18 protein-coding genes are annotated in these 17,023 nt (G+C 63.9%); 13 read left to right on the plus strand and 5 right to left on the minus strand.

The features are described from left to right. Positions 1-31 precede the first annotated feature (31 nt). On the minus strand, positions 32-991 hold the full coding sequence (locus BXA00_RS04505) for a LysR family transcriptional regulator (RefSeq protein ID WP_083714172.1): 960 nt from the start codon (positions 989-991) through the stop codon (positions 32-34). A gap of 109 nt (positions 992-1,100) precedes the next feature. On the opposite strand from BXA00_RS04505, the gene BXA00_RS04510 reads away from it, so the two are divergent. Further along, complete coding sequence (locus BXA00_RS04510; RefSeq protein WP_076516588.1) at positions 1,101-2,084, plus strand: tripartite tricarboxylate transporter substrate binding protein; 984 nt, start codon at positions 1,101-1,103, stop codon at positions 2,082-2,084. 8 nt (positions 2,085-2,092) lie between these two features. Then, complete coding sequence (locus tag BXA00_RS04515; protein ID WP_076516590.1) at positions 2,093-3,295, plus strand: M20 aminoacylase family protein; 1,203 nt, start codon at positions 2,093-2,095, stop codon at positions 3,293-3,295. A 149-nt stretch (positions 3,296-3,444) separates the two neighbouring features. Here the strand turns inward: BXA00_RS04515 and BXA00_RS04520 are convergent, their stop codons facing one another. The 3 genes from BXA00_RS04520 to BXA00_RS04530 all read right to left on the minus strand — a co-directional run bounded on the left by BXA00_RS04520 (position 3,445) and on the right by BXA00_RS04530 (position 5,867). Next, positions 3,445-4,422 (minus strand): tripartite tricarboxylate transporter substrate binding protein, encoded by a 978-nt coding sequence (locus BXA00_RS04520; protein ID WP_076516592.1) that lies wholly within the window; start codon positions 4,420-4,422, stop codon positions 3,445-3,447. Between the two features lie 120 nt (positions 4,423-4,542). Beyond that, positions 4,543-5,457, minus strand: a complete 915-nt coding sequence (locus tag BXA00_RS04525) for an NAD(P)-dependent oxidoreductase (protein ID WP_076516595.1) — start codon at positions 5,455-5,457, stop codon at positions 4,543-4,545. After that, positions 5,454-5,867, minus strand: a complete 414-nt coding sequence (locus BXA00_RS04530; RefSeq protein WP_076516597.1) for a carboxymuconolactone decarboxylase family protein — start codon at positions 5,865-5,867, stop codon at positions 5,454-5,456. Before BXA00_RS04530 ends, BXA00_RS04525 begins: the two co-directional genes overlap by 4 nt. Positions 5,868-6,071: 204 nt before the next feature. On the opposite strand from BXA00_RS04530, the gene BXA00_RS04535 reads away from it, so the two are divergent. From BXA00_RS04535 to BXA00_RS04575, 9 genes are all read left to right on the plus strand, one after another. Beyond that, positions 6,072-7,292, plus strand: a complete 1,221-nt coding sequence (locus BXA00_RS04535; protein WP_076516599.1) for an ABC transporter substrate-binding protein — start codon at positions 6,072-6,074, stop codon at positions 7,290-7,292. Between the two features lie 39 nt (positions 7,293-7,331). Then, a complete protein-coding gene (locus tag BXA00_RS04540) occupies positions 7,332-8,195 on the plus strand; it encodes a branched-chain amino acid ABC transporter permease (RefSeq protein WP_076516601.1) in 864 nt (287 codons plus the stop codon). Next, positions 8,192-9,166: a branched-chain amino acid ABC transporter permease gene (locus BXA00_RS04545; RefSeq protein WP_076516603.1), complete on the plus strand. Its 975-nt coding sequence runs from the start codon at positions 8,192-8,194 to the stop codon at positions 9,164-9,166. The genes BXA00_RS04540 and BXA00_RS04545 overlap by 4 nt, the downstream gene beginning before the upstream one ends. Then, a complete protein-coding gene (locus BXA00_RS04550) occupies positions 9,159-9,899 on the plus strand; it encodes an ABC transporter ATP-binding protein (RefSeq protein ID WP_076516604.1) in 741 nt (246 codons plus the stop codon). Before BXA00_RS04545 ends, BXA00_RS04550 begins: the two co-directional genes overlap by 8 nt. After that, complete coding sequence (locus BXA00_RS04555) at positions 9,896-10,609, plus strand: ABC transporter ATP-binding protein (protein ID WP_083714173.1); 714 nt, start codon at positions 9,896-9,898, stop codon at positions 10,607-10,609. Before BXA00_RS04550 ends, BXA00_RS04555 begins: the two co-directional genes overlap by 4 nt. Before the next feature lie 117 nt (positions 10,610-10,726). Continuing rightward, the gene (locus tag BXA00_RS04560) at positions 10,727-11,470 is read left to right on the plus strand and encodes a GntR family transcriptional regulator (protein ID WP_076516606.1); all 744 of its coding nucleotides are present in this window, start codon (positions 10,727-10,729) and stop codon (positions 11,468-11,470) included. Continuing rightward, positions 11,415-12,647 (plus strand): alpha/beta fold hydrolase, encoded by a 1,233-nt coding sequence (locus tag BXA00_RS04565; RefSeq protein ID WP_076516608.1) that lies wholly within the window; start codon positions 11,415-11,417, stop codon positions 12,645-12,647. Before BXA00_RS04560 ends, BXA00_RS04565 begins: the two co-directional genes overlap by 56 nt. Further along, complete coding sequence (locus BXA00_RS04570) at positions 12,644-13,447, plus strand: N-acyl homoserine lactonase family protein (RefSeq protein WP_076516610.1); 804 nt, start codon at positions 12,644-12,646, stop codon at positions 13,445-13,447. Before BXA00_RS04565 ends, BXA00_RS04570 begins: the two co-directional genes overlap by 4 nt. Before the next feature lie 180 nt (positions 13,448-13,627). After that, positions 13,628-14,593 carry a DUF3829 domain-containing protein gene (locus tag BXA00_RS04575; protein WP_076516611.1) on the plus strand — a complete coding sequence of 322 codons (966 nt, stop codon included), beginning with the start codon at positions 13,628-13,630 and terminating at the stop codon, positions 14,591-14,593. A gap of 138 nt (positions 14,594-14,731) precedes the next feature. Here the strand turns inward: BXA00_RS04575 and BXA00_RS04580 are convergent, their stop codons facing one another. Continuing rightward, entirely contained in the window at positions 14,732-15,184 is a 453-nt protein-coding gene (locus BXA00_RS04580; protein WP_076516613.1) for a MarR family winged helix-turn-helix transcriptional regulator, read from the minus strand. Positions 15,185-15,347: 163 nt separating this feature from the next. On the opposite strand from BXA00_RS04580, the gene BXA00_RS04585 reads away from it, so the two are divergent. Then, positions 15,348-16,532: an acetyl-CoA C-acetyltransferase gene (locus BXA00_RS04585; protein ID WP_076516615.1), complete on the plus strand. Its 1,185-nt coding sequence runs from the start codon at positions 15,348-15,350 to the stop codon at positions 16,530-16,532. 15 nt (positions 16,533-16,547) lie between these two features. Further along, a complete protein-coding gene (locus BXA00_RS04590) occupies positions 16,548-17,015 on the plus strand; it encodes a MaoC family dehydratase (RefSeq protein ID WP_076516617.1) in 468 nt (155 codons plus the stop codon). Positions 17,016-17,023 lie beyond the last annotated feature (8 nt).

Raw genomic sequence — 17,023 nt, forward strand, 5'->3', positions numbered from 1 at the left:
GATTGCTGCCCACGGCCAATCCCATCCCTGTCTAATCGGCCACGCCCATCGTGACCAGTTGCGCGTGGAAAGCCGCAACGCTGCGGTTGCGGGGCTCATGCCGGCTGACCAGCCCCAACGGCGGGAGGGTACTGGCTACTGCGCAGTCCAACCGGCGCAGCGCGCCTGCCTCCAGCGCCTCACGCACGAAACTGAGCGGTCCCATCATTAGCGCGTTGCTGGCCCTCAGGTAATGCACCATGGCCGCCAACGAGCGCGTGCTCAGGGGCTGCAGCGCGGGCAGCGCGCCGCATTCGGCGAACAAGGCTTCGAAGGCTTTATGCGTCTGGCTGTCCGGCGGCGGACTGGCCCACGGGAAATCCAGCAGATCGGCCGGTCGCAGGTGTCGGCGCTTCGCCAGAGGATGACTGGGGCCAGAGGCTACGACGCAGACATCGGCCAGCAAGGCCTGAAACCGCGAATCGGGCGCCAGTTGAGCCGGCTCGCGCGCCACCAGCATATCCAGTTCGCCGTCCGCATAGCGTCCAAGCAGCACGGGCAGCGCGTCTTCAAACAGCTCCAGCCGCACTTGGGGCTGGGCAGAAAAAAGCGCCGGCAACGCGGGGTTGATGACGCCGGTAATGCCCGCCGTAATCGCGCCCACTCTTACCGTCCCTTCAAAACCGGCCCCCGCCGCCGCCAGCGACTCCGCACATCCCGTCAGATTGTTCATCACACTACGCAGCAGGGGCAGCAGGTCGCGACAGGCAAAGGTAGGCCGCATGCCGCGCGCATGCCGCTCGAACAGGCGCGTCTCCAGCGCGCGCTCGACCTCCAGCACCATTTTCGTCGCGGCGGATTGGCTCAGGCCGATCTGCGCCGCCGCATGCTGCACGCTGCCCAGCTCGGCCACCAGCACGATCAATTGCAGATGACGCAATCGCGTGCGCGCAACCAGACGATTGAAGAGGGTTGCCGCGGACGAGCGGTCGCTGGTTGATGGGCTGAGCATGAATCTACCTATTCCGAACTGGCATAGCTACTTGTGATATTTCACTTTTCAAGTATAGCTATTCAAGGCGCAATACCAATCTCATACCAATACTTCAAGGGGTTTTCCGATGTCGCATTTCTTACGGGGCGCGCGCGTAGGCGCCGCCCTCTGCGCTGCGCTGGTCCTGAATGCAACGGCGGCCGCCGCCGAGACAACAACGTGGCCCGACAAGCCCGTCACGTTCATCATTCCGTTCCCGGCCGGAGGATCCATCGACGCGGTGATGCGGGCGATTTCTCCGCAATTGAGTGAACGGCTGGGCCAGACGGTCGTGATCGAAAACGTGGGCGGAGCCAGCGGCTCGATTGGCGCGGGGCGCGTCGCGCAAGCCAAGCCTGACGGCACGACGCTGCTGGCCGGCAGCATCAACGACGTGGTCTTGCAGCCGCTGGTCAACAGCCACCTGCGCTATGGCACCGACGATTTCGAACCCGTCTCGCTGGTCTTCACATCGCCGGTGATCCTGGTCGCCCGCAAGGACTTGCCGCAATCGAACATCGACGAGGTCGTGCAGGCGCTGCGCGCCGACCCGGAAAGCCTGAGCTACGGCAGTCCGGGGCAAGGCACGTTCCAGCATGTCGTCATTGAAGATCTGCAGCGGCGCACCGCCACAAAGATGCTGCACGTGCCCTACAAGGGCGCTGCGCCCCTGGTCAACGACCTGTTGGGCGGCCAGATCGACATGGCGGTCATGGCGCCGCCCACCGCCTTGCCGCATTTGCAGCAGGGTCGCATCAAATCCCTGGGCGTGATCAGCGGCCAACGGCTGTCGGCCTACCCTGACCTGCCCACCATCAATGAAAGTGGCGCCGTGCAAGGCATGGAAATGACCGGCTGGGTGGGCGTGCTGGCGCCCAAGGGCGTACCGCCCGAGCGCCTGCAACGCGTGCGCGATGCGCTGGCCGCCGTCATGCAAACGCCTGCCGTGCGCGAGCGTGTGCAGGCGATGGGCATGGAGTCGGCAACGTCCTACAGCAAGGCCAGCTTCGATACCCGCATACGCGATGATCTTTCCGTCCTGCGCGCCTTGAATCTCACCATCCAACCTTGAGGATACCCATGCCCCCGGTCCACGACATTCTCGACACCATCGCCGCAAACCCGGCCTTTCGGGCCATCCGTCGCGATCTGCACGCCAACCCCGAAATCGGCTTTGAGGAACATCGCACCGCTTCGATGGTCGCCCGCGAACTGGCGGCCTGGGGCTGGGAGGTATTGACCGGCATAGGCGGCACCGGCGTTGTCGGAACCCTGACACGCGGCTCAGGATCCCGCCGCATCGGCCTGCGCGCCGACATGGATGCATTGGCGATGCCCGAGGCCAATCACTTTGCGCATCGGTCGCAGCGCGACAACCGCATGCATGCCTGTGGCCACGACGGACATACTGCGATCCTGCTCGCCACCGCCTGGTATCTGGCGCATCATGCCCAGTTCGACGGCACCATCCATTGCATCTTCCAGCCCGCCGAGGAAGGCGGCCAGGCGGGCGCGCGCGCCATGATTGAAGACGGGCTGTTCCAGCGCTTTCCCTGCGATGCCGTTTTCGCGCTGCATAACTGGCCCGACCTGCCGGTCGGCAGCATGGGCGTGCGCGCCGGTCCCTTCATGGGATCGAGCAACCGCTTTCGCATCGACATCGCCGGTAAAGGCGCCCATGCCTCGCAGCCCGAGCTGAGCGCGGATCCGCTGGTCTGCGCGGGCCACATCCTGACCGCCCTGCAAACCGTCATATCGCGCAACCGCGCGCCGGATGAGCCCGCGGTGCTGTCCGTCACGCAGATTCACGGTGGCGACGCGGTCAACGTCATCCCGCAAGAGGCGTGGCTGGGCGGATCCGTTCGCACGCATCGCGACGACACACTGGACATGATCGAGCGGCGCATCGGTGAAATCGCCGACGGCGCGGCAGCCACCTTCGGCTGCACGGCAACGCTGAAATTCGAGCGCTGCTACCCGTCTCTGGTGAACGACATAGAGCAGACCCGCTTCGCGGTCGAGGTGATGCGCGAGGTCGCTGGCCCGGACCGGGTATCGGACGATCTAGCACGGCTGATGGGGTCCGAGGACTTCTCGTTCATGCTGGCCGAAAGGCCTGGCTGCTATGTGTTGCTGGGCAACGGCGCCGGCGTGCACCGCGATGCCGGACATGGCCCGGGGCCTTGTCGCCTGCACAATCCGTCGTACGACTTCAATGACGACGCAATTCCCTTGGGTGCGGCGTATTTCGTGCGGCTGGCGCAGCGGTTCCTGGCGCAATGAGGGGTTTAAAAATCTTGTCGCCGCGCGGTAGACGACCTCTTCCCTATCCAGCGTCGAACGTCATAGCCACCCATCCGCCGGTCCGGGGCACACTGAAAGACGTAATCGCCGCAGCATAGCCCCGGGGCGCCCCCGACAGTGGGCTCGCCTCAGTTGACCGTGATGTTCGCCTCTTTGATCAGGCCGGCGAAGCGCGGGACATCGCGGGCAATGAGCGCCTGAAAGGCGGCCCCGCCCTGGTCTTTTTCGTCGGGCGCCTGCGCCGCCAGCTTGTCCAATGACGCTCGCACGCCCGGACTCTTCAGCGCAGAGGCCAGCGCTTGTTCCAGCCGCGCGATGACGGCTGGCGGCGTGCCGGCGGGGGCCGCGATGCCGTTCCACACACTCATATTGAATTGGGGCACGCCCGCCTCTGCAAACGTCGGCACATCGGGAATCTGAGGCAAACGGGAGGCCGAAGCCACTGCCAGCGCGGTGACGCGCTGGCCTTCATGAAGCGGAATCATCGTGACCGTCTGGTCAATCACCGCGTCCACGGTGCCGGCCATCAGGTCGGCAATAGCCGGCCCCGCACCACGGTAGGGGATCTGCATGCCTTGGGTTTTGGTGACATGCATGAAATAGGCGGCCGAAATATGGCTGGTCGATCCGTTGCCCGCATTCCCGAAGTTCACATCGGCGCCGTGTTTCTGCAGGCGCGCGACAAAGTCGGATAGCGTGGTGATTCCACTTTTTTTACTCACCGACAGCACCATCGGCACGGTCGCCACCAAGCCGATCGCCGTCAGATCGCGGCGCGGGTCGAACTTGCTCTTGGGGTACAGCGACGGCGCGATGGCCAAGGAGCCCATGTTGCCGAACGTGATCGTATAGCCATCAGGCTCGGCCCGCGCCACGCGCTGGTTGCCGATCATGGTGCCGCCGCCGCCCAGGTTCTCGACCACGACGGTCTGCCCAAGGTTCTCCCCCATGGCCTGTGCCACGATCCGGGCCAGGCCGTCAGTCGACCCGCCCGCGGCGTACGGCACCACCATCGAAATGGCGCGTGTCGGATAGCTTTGCGCGGCGGCATCGGCGCCATGTCCGATCATGCCGGCACTCAAGGCCGCCAGAATAATCTTCTTCATGTTTGCTCCTCGCTGTTTTTGCCGGCGACAGCCGGTCCTCCGCCTTGTCTTGGCGGTCTTGGTGTTGCAGGTTGAAGGGACGGCGCGGTCACCGCCGCGCCGCTATCCTAGTGAGTCGGCCTAGTCCTGCTTGTTAGCCAGCTCAACGCCCGCCAACTGTTCCGACAGGCGTGCCACGGCGGTATGGTCCTGTCCCGGCCCCAGGGACTTTCCCGCCGCCGCCCAGAGCTCGCGGCACAACGATGCGAACGGCGTCGGCGTTCCCGTATCGGTAGCGATTCCCAGGGCAATCCCCAGATCTTTGACCATCAGGTCAAGGCCGAAGCCTGAATTGAACTGGCGCGACAACACGAACTGCTTGAACTTCTTTTGGGTGGAGTTGTTCATGCCGGTGGACGCATTCAGCACGTCCACGATCACGTTCGGATCCAGGCCAAACTGCTGGCCAATCAACATGGCTTCAACGCCAATGAGAAAGCCGCCCGCCGACACCAGATTGTTGAGCGCCTTCATGGCGTGGGCGCTGCCGACGTCTCCGACCGCCGTGATGGACGAGCCCATCGCGGACAGCGCCGGACGCACGCGCTCCAGGGTCGCGGCGGGGCCGCCGAACATGATGGCCAGTTCTCCGGTGCGCGCCCGCGGCACTCCGCCGGATACGGGCGCGTCCACCATCTGGCCGCCTGCGGCAGCCACGGCGGTCGCCAGCCGCTGCGTGTGGGCAGGCACGCCCGAACTCATTTCCACCACGACACTGCCGGCGCGCAAACCCGCGAGCACGCCGTCCGGCCCGCTTAACACCTGTTCGACAATGGCGCTGGTGGGCAGCATGGTGAAAATGATGTCGCTCTGCGCGGCCAGCGCTGCGCAGGTCGCGGCCGCCTGTCCGCCCACCTCCTGGGCGAACTTCTCAGCCTGACCCGGCACGGCATCAAACACGGTCACGGCATAGCCGGCTTGCACCAGGCGGGCCGCCATCGGCCATCCCATGCTGCCGATGCCGACCAGGCCCACGCGTTCTCGCTGCGTGTTCATGCTTGCTGCTCCTTGAACGCGCCCTCTTCTTCCAGCACCTGGTTGGCCACCTTGAACGCGTCCAGGCCGGCGGGAATGCCGCAGTAGACGGTCGCTTGCAGCAGGATCTCCTTGATCTCTTCCACCGTCACGCCATTGTTCAGCGCACCCTTGACGTGCAACTTGATTTCGGCCGGGCGGTTGAGCGCCGTCAGCATGGCCAGGTTCAGCATGCTGCGCGTCTTCTTCTCCAGCCCGGCGCGCCCCCAGGTGTAGCCCCAGCACCATTCCGTCGTGATGTGCTGAAACGCCATCATGAAGTCATTGGCGCGCGCCAGGGAGCCGTCCACGTACTCGGTTCCCAATACTTCGCGGCGAAGGTTCAGGCCTTGATCGAACAGGGCTTGGGTTTCGGATTTGATGTCTGCCATACGTTCCTCGTGGTGATGGCGGCGCCTGATCTGCAAACGCCTGCCGCTTGTCGATGATCGGATTGTCTGACAATAATTCTCTATCCGTCAACAGTCGGATTGTCGGACAATCTTCTTGACTGATCAAAAAATGAAACGAATAATGCGGCGAAGCGCCGGGCTGGCTGCCGCGCGCCAATACCCACAAAAAACAGGAGACAAAACATGAAAGAACTCCCCAAGTACGCCGTGCGCCACGGGCGCCGGGAATTTGTGGCTGGTCTGGGTGCGGCTGCCCTGGCGACATCCCTGCCCGGACGCGTCCTGGCCGCACCCACAGAGATCAACGTCGGCGTGATCCTGCCCCTGTCCGGCGCCAATGCGCAGTTCGGCATCAATTCACGCCAAGGCCTGGAACTGGCAGCGGATGAGATCAATGCCGCGGGCGGCATCAAGTCGCTGGGCGGCGCCAAGCTCAAGCTGATCGTTGCGGACGCGACGTCGCAGCCCACCACCGCCGCCACGGTCGCGCAGCGGCTGATCACGCAGAACCGTTGCGTGGCCATCATTGGCGCCTATGCATCATCGCTGACGCTGGCCGTCTCCGAAGTCACCGAACGCCGCGGCATACCCTTGCTGACCATGTCGTTCTCCGACGTGCTGACCGAACGTGGTTTCAAGCACATCTTCCAAGTGGTATCGAAGGGATCGGTGCTGGGCAAGGCGCAGTACGACTACGCCGCATCCGTCGTGGCCGGCGCGTCCGACATCAAGAAAATTGCGCTGCTGTACGAGGACACGGCCTACGGCACGTCGCAGGCCGTCGGCGTGCGCAACGCGGCCAAGGCGGCAGGCGCCCAGATCGTGCTCGATGAGGCCTACCCGCTGGGCATCACCGATGTGACGCCGCTGATCAGCAAATTGCGTGGCTCCGACGCGCAGATCGTATTTCCTATCTCTTACTTGAATGACAGCCTGCTGATCATTCGCGTGATGCGCCAGCAACGGCTGACGGTCCCTATCGTCGGCGGGGCGGCGGGCTACGTGATTCCTGACTTCGCCAAGGCGCTGGGCCAATATGCCCAGGCCGTGCTGTCCATCGCACCCGCCAACTACGACCAGGCGCCGGCATATACCGAGCGCTACCGCAAGCGCTTTGGGACATTCATGCCGCACGAAGCCCTGGAGCATGCCGTGTGCGCGGGCGTGCTCGCCCAGGCGCTGGAGGTGGCGGCGTCGGACAAACCCGACGCGGTATCCAAGGCACTGCGCGCGCAGAAGTATGACCAGGGCTGGTCTGGCGTGATGTCCGGTGGCGGCGTGCATTTCGACGCCAATGGCCTTAACACCTTGGCCCAACCCATCATGGTCCAGTGGCAGAACAACGAACTGGTCTCGGTGTGGCCGCAGGCGCTCGCCAAGGGCCGCGTCATCACCGCCAGCTGACCCGCAGCGCACAGGACGAAGGACGCAAGGAGGACAGTCATGCAATTTTTGCAGGCGCTGGTGGACGGCATTCTGCTGGGCGGCGTTTACGCAGTCATTTCAATCGGCCTGACGCTCGTATTCGGGGTGGTCTCCATTGTCAATTTCGCCCAGGCCGAGTTCCTGATGGTGGGCATGTTCGTGGCGTACTTCGCCTGGAAGCTGTTGGGCCTGGACCCGCTGCTGGGCTCCCTGCTGTCCTTCGCCGTGGCCTTCCTGCTCGGGGTGCTGACACAGAAATTCCTGATCGACCGCGTGTTGAAGGCGCCCGCGGTCGCGCAGATATTCCTGACGGTCGGGCTGCTCATCGTGATGGAAAACCTGGCGCTGATCCTGTTCGGATCGGAATTCCGTTCCGTGCAGACGTCCTATCAGATGACGGCGCTGGCGATCGGCCCCCTCCTGCTCAGCGCGCCTTATCTGCTGGCCTTTGTCGTGGCGGCAGTGGCCGGCCTGACGCTGTGGTGGGTGCTGAAGAAGACCTGGTGGGGCATGGCGGTGCGCGCAACGGCGCAAGACCCGATGGCGGCCCGCCTTTCGGGAATCTCCACCCATCGCGTGCACCAGTTGGCTTTCGGGCTGGGCGTGGGCCTGACGGCATTGGGCGGCGGCATCATCCTGCCCTATCTCACCGCATCAACGACCGTCGGCGCCCAGTTCAGCGTGTTGATGTTTACGGCGGTGGTCCTGGGAGGACTGGGCAGCGTAATGGGCGCGGTGGTGGGAGGCGTGGCGGTCGGCGTCATCCAATCCTTGTCCTCGCTGGTTCTGCCGATGCAGCTTCAGAACCTCGTCCTGTTCGCCATCTTCATTCTGGTCCTGGCGGTGCGCCCGGAAGGTCTCTTGAAAAGGGCTACATCATGACGTCGATTCGACAATTCCTGCCTTGGGCGGTGCTGGTGACGATCGCCATGGCAGCGCCCTGGATGATGGAGGACCAAGGCTACGGCATCCGGGTTCTGACGCTGGTTCTGCTGTTTGCGGCGATGGGGCAGTCGTGGAACATCGTAGGCGGCTTGGCCAACCAGATCTCGCTCGGGCACGCCGCCTTCTTTGGGCTGGGCGCGTACACGTCCACGCTCTTGTTGATGCGTTATGGCATATCGCCTTGGCTGGGCATCGTGGCCGCCATGGCCGTAGCCGCCGTGGCGGGCGGCCTGCTCAGCCTGCCCACCATGCGGCTGCGCGGGCATTACTTCGCGCTGGCGACGCTGGCATTCGGCGAAGTGCTGCGCGCCATCGCCAATACCTGGGCATCGGTCACGGGCGGACCGGTGGGGCTGTCCATCCCGTTCGCGGAAGGTTTCGCGCAGATGCAATTCAAGTCCAGCATCCCCTATTACTACCTGATGCTTGGCGCCGCGTTGATTACATCGATTGTGTTCGCGTTGATCAGCCGATCGCGGCTGGGTTACCGGCTGCGCGCCGTAAAAGCCAATCCGCAGGCGGCGGAAGTCATCGGCGTGAACACGGCCCGGACGCGCATCCTTGCGGCGGTCATATCCGCCGCATTGATGGGCGCTTGCGGCACGCTCTATGCGCAGTTCATCTACTTCTTTGACCCGGATACCGTGTTCTCGCTGGTGGGCATTTCGGTGCGTGTGGCGCTGATCTGCATCATCGGCGGCGTGGGTACGGTTGCCGGGCCGCTCATCGGCGCGCTGGTCATCATTCCGCTGGAGGAGGTGTTCAACGACTGGCTGTCGGGCCAGACGGCAGGCGTGTCGCAGCTGGCGTTCGGCCTGATCCTGATCGCCATCATCCTGATCGAGCCGCGCGGTCTATCCGCACTGTGGGCGCGACTGCGCAATCTGACGCGGGGCCAGCATGCCTGACATCCTGAAAGTATCGAACATTCAGCGGCGCTTCGGCGGTCTGAAGGCCGTCGACGACGTGTCGTTCCGTGTCGCCAAGGGCGACATCCTGGGCTTGATCGGTCCCAATGGCGCCGGCAAGACAACCCTGTTCAACCTACTGGTCGGCCTGTACCGCAGCCAGGGCGGACGCATCGAACTCGAAGGCCGGGATGTCAGCGGCCTGCGGCCCCACCAGATTGCCGCGTTGGGCATGACGAAGACCTTCCAGAACGTGGCGCTCTTTCCCGAGATGACTGTGCTGGACAACGTGCTGGTCGGGGGCCTGCTGCGTCATGACGTGCCGCGCGCGCGGAAACTGGCCCGCGACAGCCTGGACCGCGTGGGACTGTCCGCCATCGCCGCCAAACCGGCGGGCGAACTGTCCTTCCCCGAGCAGGCACGGGTCGAACTGGCGCGCGCGCTATGCACCGACCCCAAGGTCTTCCTGCTGGACGAAGTCATGGCGGCGCTGAACGAGTCCGAAATGGACGCCTTGCTGGATTTGATCCGCACCCTGCGCGATGAGTCGGGCATTACCTTCATCGTGGTCGAACACCACATGCGCGCCATCATGCGGCTCTGCAACCGGATCCTGGTGCTGTCGTTCGGCCAGAAGATCGCAGAAGGAAGCCCTGTCGAGATCGCGGCCAACCCCAAGGTGATCGAGGTTTACCTGGGCAAATCGATGGAACAGGCGGAGGTGGCGGCATGAGCTTGTTGCAGATCCACGGTCTGACAGCCTCTTACGACCGCAGTCCCGTCCTGCATGACGTGTCATTGGAGGTGCCCGAAGGCGGTTTCATCGCGGTGGTCGGCGCCAACACCGCCGGAAAAAGCACGCTGCTGCGCTGCATATCCGGTTTGCTCGGCAAGGTCAGCGGCCGCATTGTGTTCGACGGCCAGGACATCCTACGCCTGCCCCCACACAGGATCCCGGAGCTGGGCATTGCGCACGTGCCAGAGGGCCGACACGTCTTTCCCGAAATGACCGTCGAGGAAAACCTGTACCTGGGCGGATATTCCCGTCGCAAGGATGCCGCTGGGCTCAAACGCGGCTGCGACCAGGTCTACGCCCTCTTTCCCCGGCTGCAGGAACGCCGCCGGCAACTGGCGGGCACCCTGTCGGGGGGAGAACAGCAGATGGTGGCATTCGGCCGCGCGCTGATGCTCAACCCCCGTCTGCTGTTGCTGGACGAACCGAGCCACGGGCTGGCGCCCAAGGTGGTCGAGGAAATGCACCGGGCCATGATCGATATCCATCGAAGCGGCCTGACGATCCTGCTGGTGGAGCAGAACACCCGCCTCGCGCTGTCGGTGGCCGATCACGCCTATGTGCTGCAGTCAGGCGTGATGGTGCTGTCCGGCCCCAGCAGCGGGCTGCTGGAAGACAGCCGGGTGCGTGCCGCCTACCTGGGACTGTGACCATGGCCCGCTGGCGGGATATATTGCGTCTTTACGTTGAACCGGCGGCTCGCACGGTCCGGGCCACAAGCCTGGACTGCTGCTGGAGCCTGCCGCCAAGTTAAGCGAGAGACAGCCATGCCCAGCCCCTCCGGCGCCGTTTTCGAGAAACCTTCCACCTTGCGCACCCGCGTCGAGGAATTCCTGCGCACATCCATCATGGACGGGCGCATCAAGGGCGGCGAGCGCCTGCGTGAAGTGGAACTCTGTGAGCAATTGAATATCAGCCGGAGCACGCTGCGCGAGGCGCTGCGAACGCTGGAAGCCGAACGGCTGATTTCCATCGAGCCGCACCGCGGCCCGACGGTCGTCCGTATCACCGAGAAGGCGGCTCGCGACCTCTACGCCTTGCGGGCGCTGCTGGAAGGTTTCGCCGCGCATGAGTTCGCCCGTCTTGCCAGCGATGCCGACGTGGAACGCCTTCGCAAGGCCGTCCAAGCCCTGAACCGCCAGGCCAAAGGCAGCAATAAGTCCGCGCTGCTCGCGGCCAAACGCGATTTCTACGACGTCCTGCTTTCCGGTTGCGAAAACGACCTGGTGAAAGACATGCTTCCGGGCCTGCTGTCGCGCATCAACTTGCTGCGTGCGACGTCGTTCGCGCGCCCCGACCGGCTACCCGAAAGCATGGCGGAAATCGATCACATCTTCGAGCGCATCCTGGCTCGCGACCCCCTGGGCGCCCAAGCGGCGGCTCAGAGCCATATCGTCAATGCGCAACGCACCGCACTCGAAGTGCTGAGGCGCCAACAAGAGGAGACCGCCCCAAGTGAAGACGATCGTTCAGGAACTGAAAGCCGGCGTGACGCTGGCGCATCAGGATAGCGAGTTCAAACTCGCAGCCAAAGGCCTGCCCTGCGCCATTTGGCTCCACGCCGGGACCGATCCCGGCGACAAGGTCAGCGCCTGGGCCGGCCAGCCTGCCACGCCTTCGCAGTGCATCGTCATCTCGGCGCCTCCCGAAACCTGGCGCAAACTACTGGACCCCACTCCTCCCGCCGGCTATCACTCCTTCACCGCTGCGAACCGTCATGCTCAGGGCCTGCACGTGAAGGGGGACGCGTTGGCTGTCGCGCAGGCCCTGCATGCCTTGGAAAGGCTGTTTGAAATCCTGCGGGGGCAGGTGGATGTTTCACCAGTTTTGCTTGACCGCAGCCCTATTTCCGGCCATTACGTCACGCTCGATATCGGGCATGCCCAAACGTCTCTGTACTACGAAACGAGCGGTTTGGCCGAAGGCCCGGCGCTTTTGATGCTGCACACCGCCGGTGCCGATTCCCGCCAGTTCCACGCATTGATGGCCGACGCCGAGTTACGGAGCCAGTGGCGCATGATTGCCTTCGACATGCCAGCCCACGGCCGCAGCATGCCGCTTCCTGGCCAGGCCTGGACCGCGACCGGGCTGACACGCGACGCCTACCTGAACACTTGCCTTGCTGTCATCCACCAGATCGTGGGTGCGCCTGCGGTTCTGCTTGGCTGCTCGATGGGCGCAGCGATGGCGCTGGTCATCGCCGCATCCAGCCCCGCGGAAGTGGCAGGCGTGGTGGCGCTTGAAGCTCCCTGCAGGGCGGCGGGCCGGCGCACCCCACTGCTGTGCCACCCGCAGGTCAACCAGGCTGCGCACAATCCCGCTTATGTACGTGGGCTGATGGGTCCCGCTTCGCCGTTGGATGCCCGCCGCGAGGCCGCCTGGATATACGCGCAAGGGGGGTTCGGCACCTATGCGGATGATCTCTGGTTCTACAGCGAGGATTTCGACGCGACCGAGCATCTTGACGGTCTCGATGCCAGCGCATTCGGCGTATCCCTGCTGACGGGAGCCTACGATTACTCGGCAAGCCCCGAGGACTCGCGTCGCGTCGCCGCGCTGATACCCGGCGCGCGCTTCACGGCCATGCCTGACCTCGGCCATTTCCCAATGGTTGAAAATCCGCAGCGCCTGATGCACTACCTGAAACCAGAACTGGACCTGATCCGCGCCGCCCGGGGAATCGCATGACGCTGCCTACCTACGAAGTCTACGCATTGCGCTACGCCACCGTCGCAAGGCAGCGCACGCAGAATTTCATCACCCCTCCTGACCCGCATGACGGTCCGATGCCGATGGATTACTTCGTCTGGATAATCAGGGACGGCCAGCGCGTCTGGCTCGTCGACACGGGGTTCAACAAAGCGGCCGCCGACGCGCGCGGGCGCGAGTTCCTGAGGTGTCCGATCGACGCACTGGAGACAGTGGGCATCAAGCCTGAGGACGTCCGCGATGTCATCGTGACTCACCTGCATTACGACCACGCCGGCAACATCCGGAAATTGCCTCATGCGCGACTGCACCTGCAGGAGAGCGAATTGCAATACGCCTGCGGCTGCAATATGCGCTTCGACATGCTGCGCCACGCCTACGCCGTGGAAGACGTGATCGACGTGGTGCGGGGGGTGTACGACAAGCGGGTCTCGTTCTACCAAGGGCACGATGAAGTCGCTCCGGGTCTGCAACTGCTGCACATCGGGGGTCATACGCAAGGGCTGCAAGCCGTGCGCGTGCACACCACACGCGGCTGGATCGTGCTGGCATCCGACGCCAGCCACTACTACGACAACATGGGGTTGGATGCGCCATTCCCAATTGTGCTGAACGTGGCTGACATGCTGGCGGGCTATGAGGCCCTGCTGAAGTTTGCCGAATCCCCGGAGCACATTGTGCCGGGGCACGACCCGCTCGTGCGCTCAAGATATCCCGCCGTCATGACGGGCAGCACAGAAATCGTTGCGTTGCACCAGGACTTTCGGCCTGAAACCTAGCGCATCCGGAGCCGGCCAAGCGGCGCAAAGCGGCCCGATTGCGTGGACGAACCCGCATCCGGCGGCAAAGCTGGACGCCCTGAAAAATCTTGTGACAGCGGCGAAGTATTTTGTAGCGTGTTAAGGAAATGAAGGGAATATCATCCGTCCCCTTCATAACACCCGCAACAGGAAACAAAGATGTATATGCCGCGCCCCTTGCGCATGTCCGCCGTTCTGGCCGTCACGCTGGCGCTCGCCGCGTGCGGCGACGATAGCGCCAATAAGGAAGCGAAGGCGCCCGAGCCGACCACCGCTCAAGCCGAGATCATCAAGTACAACCTGTACGTGGACACCGCCAACAGCATCTCCACGACCTTCGAACAGGCGCTGGACCGCTACGAGACCTATGCCATCCCGGCGCTCAAGAGCAACAAGCCGCTCAAGGATTTCGTCATCAGCAATGACACGACCATCCTGCGCACCAAGGAGAAACTCGACCGCGCGCTGGCGATGACGACGCCCATCCCCGAGATCGACGCACCGGCCAAGGAATTCTCGGATGCGCTGGGCAAGCTGGCCCCGCTGAGCAACGAACTGCAGAACTATTCGGCCGCCAAGACCTTCCTGTCGGACAACGGCACGCTGGCGCGCGAGAAAAGCCCGGCCTACGTCGCGGCGCTGACGGAAGTCGTCAAGGCGGAGAACGGCTTCTACCGCGGCATCTCCATCAAGGACACGGCCAACACCAAGGAGGCCTTCGAAAAGGCCAAGAAGGACACGGTCGCCTACTACCGCGCCGGCATGGTCTATTACGGCAAGGCCACGATGGACAAGGCGTCGGGCGTCTTTGACGGCAAGGGCCTGGGTGCCGACCAGGAAGCGTTCAAGCAGCAGTTGGACAAGATGAATGAAATGGCGCTGGGCTTTGACAAGAAGACGCGCGAAGCCGATCCCAAGGGCTGCAGCAGCATGATGATGGACGTCAACGGCTTTCTGGCCGCCGGCCGCAAGATCCTGGAGCACACCAACAATGGCCGCTACAAGGAAGATGCGGCGCGCACGGGCGCGTTCAAGATGATGCGCCCCACGATCGTAGACGACGCCAACGACCTGCGCCAGAATTTCAACAACCTGATCTCCGACCTGAACATCGGCCGCTGCTGATCGGCGCCAACATCCGCGGCCGGTTTGCCTGGCCGCAACCTGAAGCAGCGCCCCATGCGGGCGCTGTTTTCATGTGCGGCCCATGTCCTGCCGGGACACTTCCCTCCACAAGAAGACACATCCCGGACTGCCCGCGCCTCATGGGCTGTCTTCCCCCGCCTCGTCAGCCAGGCAGGCCATGCAAGCGTCGAGCAACCGGTGCAACTCGACAACGCGCTCCTCGCCAAGACGTTCATTGAGCGCTGTTTGCGCCAGCCGCCAAGCGCGCTGCCCCTCCGCGCGTTTGGCGATGCCCGCCTCGGTCGCTTCAACCAGACGGCTGCGCGAATCAGGGCCCGCTCCAATCACCAGCCAGCCCTGGGCGGCCAGGGGCTGCAAATTGCGCGTGAGCGTCGAAGCATCCATCTGCATATGACGCGCCAGATCCCCCGGCCGGATAGGGCCTAGCCTGATCACGTGCGACAGCAAGGCGTACTGCGTGTTCTTCAGCCCTGCCCTGGCGACATACTGGTCGTAATGCCGCGTCACCACGCGATCAAGCTGGCGCAGCTTCAAGTTGGTACAGCCTTGCGGCTTGATGGCGTTATTCATACTATATATTGTACCTGCAACTATTGCAGCTACAAACATATGGTGAATGGAGCGCCGCAATACCCGGTGCTTTGCATGGCGGCCGGTTCGCCACCTTGCCCGACGCGAGGCAACCCGACCTGCCTGATTCTCGAAGTTCCTGCTCGTCCCGAAAGGAGTTCCCATGAGCAAACCTGAAATCGTCTTGTGCGCACCGGTTCGCACACCCATCGGCGCCTACGGCGGCACGCTGAAGGAAACCCCTGCGCCCGAACTGGGTGCGGCGGTGGTGCGCGAAACCTTGCGCCGCTCGGGCTTGGCCGCCGACAAGATCGATGCCGTCGTGCTGGGCAACGTCATCCAGGCCGGGGTAAAGATGAACCCTGCCAGGCAGGCTGCGATTGGCGGTGGCCTGCCCGTCACGGTGCCCGCATTGACAGTGAATCGCGTCTGCGGTTCCGGGGCGCAAGCCATCGCCAGTGCCGCACTCGAGATCGCGGCGGGCTATGCCAACGCGGTGATCGCCGGCGGCATGGAGAACATGGATCAGGCTCCCCATCTGGTTCCAGGCGGGCGCTGGGGGGTCCGCATGGGCGATGCGCTCATGCTTGACAGCATGTTGCGCGACGGACTGAACGACGCCTTCAGCGGCCAGCATTCCGGTTGGCATACGGAAGACCTGGTCAGCCAACATGAGATCACTCGGGAGGATCAAGATCGCTGGGCCGCGCGTTCACAGCAGCGCTTCAGCGCCGCGCAAGCCGCAGGCAAGTTCGACGACGAGATCGCCGCCATCGAGCTTGCCAGCCGCAAGGGCACGATTCGGTTCGAGCGTGACGAAACCAATCGTCCCGATACCACGGTGGACACGTTGGCCAGGCTGAAGCCGGCATTTCGCAAAGAGGGCACGATCACGGCAGGCAACGCCCCGGGGCTCAACAGCGGTGCCGCGGCGCTGATCGTCGCCGAGCGCGGTTACGCCGAAGCTCAAGGGCTACAGCCCTGGGCCAGGTTGGCTTCATTCGGCGTGGCCGCCGTGGAACCCGGGTTGTTTGGGCTGGGGCCGATCCCGGCGGTCAAGCTTGCACTGGCCCGCGCGGGCTGGACACACACAGACATCGACCGCATCGAGATCAACGAGGCCTTTGCAGCGATCACCTTGGCGTGCCTGCGCGAACTGAGCTTGCCGGAGGAGATCGTCAACGTCGAAGGCGGCGCAATCGCCCACGGACACGCCATCGGCGCCACGGGCGCGGTACTCACCACGCGGCTCATGCATTCGATGCGCCGCGATGGGGTCAGGCGCGGCGTGGTGACCTTGTGCATCGGTGGCGGCCAGGGCATTGCTTTGGCGCTCGAAGCGCTCTAGCAGGAGCGATCAGCCATGACATTCCTGTACCTGGAAGATCTGGAGCCCGGCCAGCGATACCCTGGAACCACGCGTATCCGCATCGACGAAAGCGGTATCAAGCGCTTCGCGTCCGAGTTCGATCCCCAACCCTTTCATCTCGATCAGACCGACGCGGCGGCGTCGATCTTTCGCGGCCTGGCCGCCAGCGGCTGGCACACCGCCGCCGTGACCATGCGCCTGCTGGTGAACAGTGAGTTCAAGCCCGCGGGCGGCATCGTCGGGGCTGGCATCGACGAATTGCGCTGGCCGCGGCCCGTGCGTCCCGGCGACGAACTCCGCGTGGAAAGCGAAGTGCTCGAGGTCAGACCATCGAAATCCAGGCCGGCGCAAGGACTGGTCAAAGTACGGACGAGCACATTCAACCAAGACGGCGAAGTCGTACAGACCTCGGTGAGCAACCTTGTCGTACTGCGCAGGACGACGCCGTCGAACAATCCCTGAATCATCAT

This window comes from Achromobacter sp. MFA1 R4 (genome assembly GCF_900156745.1).
Taxonomy (GTDB): Bacteria; Pseudomonadota; Gammaproteobacteria; order Burkholderiales; family Burkholderiaceae_B; genus Achromobacter.

Coding starts and splice junctions, on each gene's coding strand:
- BXA00_RS04540 (WP_076516601.1), top strand. CDS start 7,332: ATGCAATTTTTGCAGGCGCTGGTGGACGGCATTCTGCTGGGCGGCGTT.
- BXA00_RS04520 (WP_076516592.1), bottom strand. CDS start 4,422: ATGAAGAAGATTATTCTGGCGGCCTTGAGTGCCGGCATGATCGGACAT.
- BXA00_RS04575 (WP_076516611.1), top strand. CDS start 13,628: ATGTATATGCCGCGCCCCTTGCGCATGTCCGCCGTTCTGGCCGTCACG.
- BXA00_RS04580 (WP_076516613.1), bottom strand. CDS start 15,184: ATGAATAACGCCATCAAGCCGCAAGGCTGTACCAACTTGAAGCTGCGC.
- BXA00_RS04515 (WP_076516590.1), top strand. CDS start 2,093: ATGCCCCCGGTCCACGACATTCTCGACACCATCGCCGCAAACCCGGCC.
- BXA00_RS04535 (WP_076516599.1), top strand. CDS start 6,072: ATGAAAGAACTCCCCAAGTACGCCGTGCGCCACGGGCGCCGGGAATTT.
- BXA00_RS04570 (WP_076516610.1), top strand. CDS start 12,644: ATGACGCTGCCTACCTACGAAGTCTACGCATTGCGCTACGCCACCGTC.
- BXA00_RS04585 (WP_076516615.1), top strand. CDS start 15,348: ATGAGCAAACCTGAAATCGTCTTGTGCGCACCGGTTCGCACACCCATC.
- BXA00_RS04510 (WP_076516588.1), top strand. CDS start 1,101: ATGTCGCATTTCTTACGGGGCGCGCGCGTAGGCGCCGCCCTCTGCGCT.
- BXA00_RS04545 (WP_076516603.1), top strand. CDS start 8,192: ATGACGTCGATTCGACAATTCCTGCCTTGGGCGGTGCTGGTGACGATC.
- BXA00_RS04550 (WP_076516604.1), top strand. CDS start 9,159: ATGCCTGACATCCTGAAAGTATCGAACATTCAGCGGCGCTTCGGCGGT.
- BXA00_RS04560 (WP_076516606.1), top strand. CDS start 10,727: ATGCCCAGCCCCTCCGGCGCCGTTTTCGAGAAACCTTCCACCTTGCGC.
- BXA00_RS04590 (WP_076516617.1), top strand. CDS start 16,548: ATGACATTCCTGTACCTGGAAGATCTGGAGCCCGGCCAGCGATACCCT.
- BXA00_RS04555 (WP_083714173.1), top strand. CDS start 9,896: ATGAGCTTGTTGCAGATCCACGGTCTGACAGCCTCTTACGACCGCAGT.
- BXA00_RS04530 (WP_076516597.1), bottom strand. CDS start 5,867: ATGGCAGACATCAAATCCGAAACCCAAGCCCTGTTCGATCAAGGCCTG.
- BXA00_RS04525 (WP_076516595.1), bottom strand. CDS start 5,457: ATGAACACGCAGCGAGAACGCGTGGGCCTGGTCGGCATCGGCAGCATG.
- BXA00_RS04505 (WP_083714172.1), bottom strand. CDS start 991: ATGCTCAGCCCATCAACCAGCGACCGCTCGTCCGCGGCAACCCTCTTC.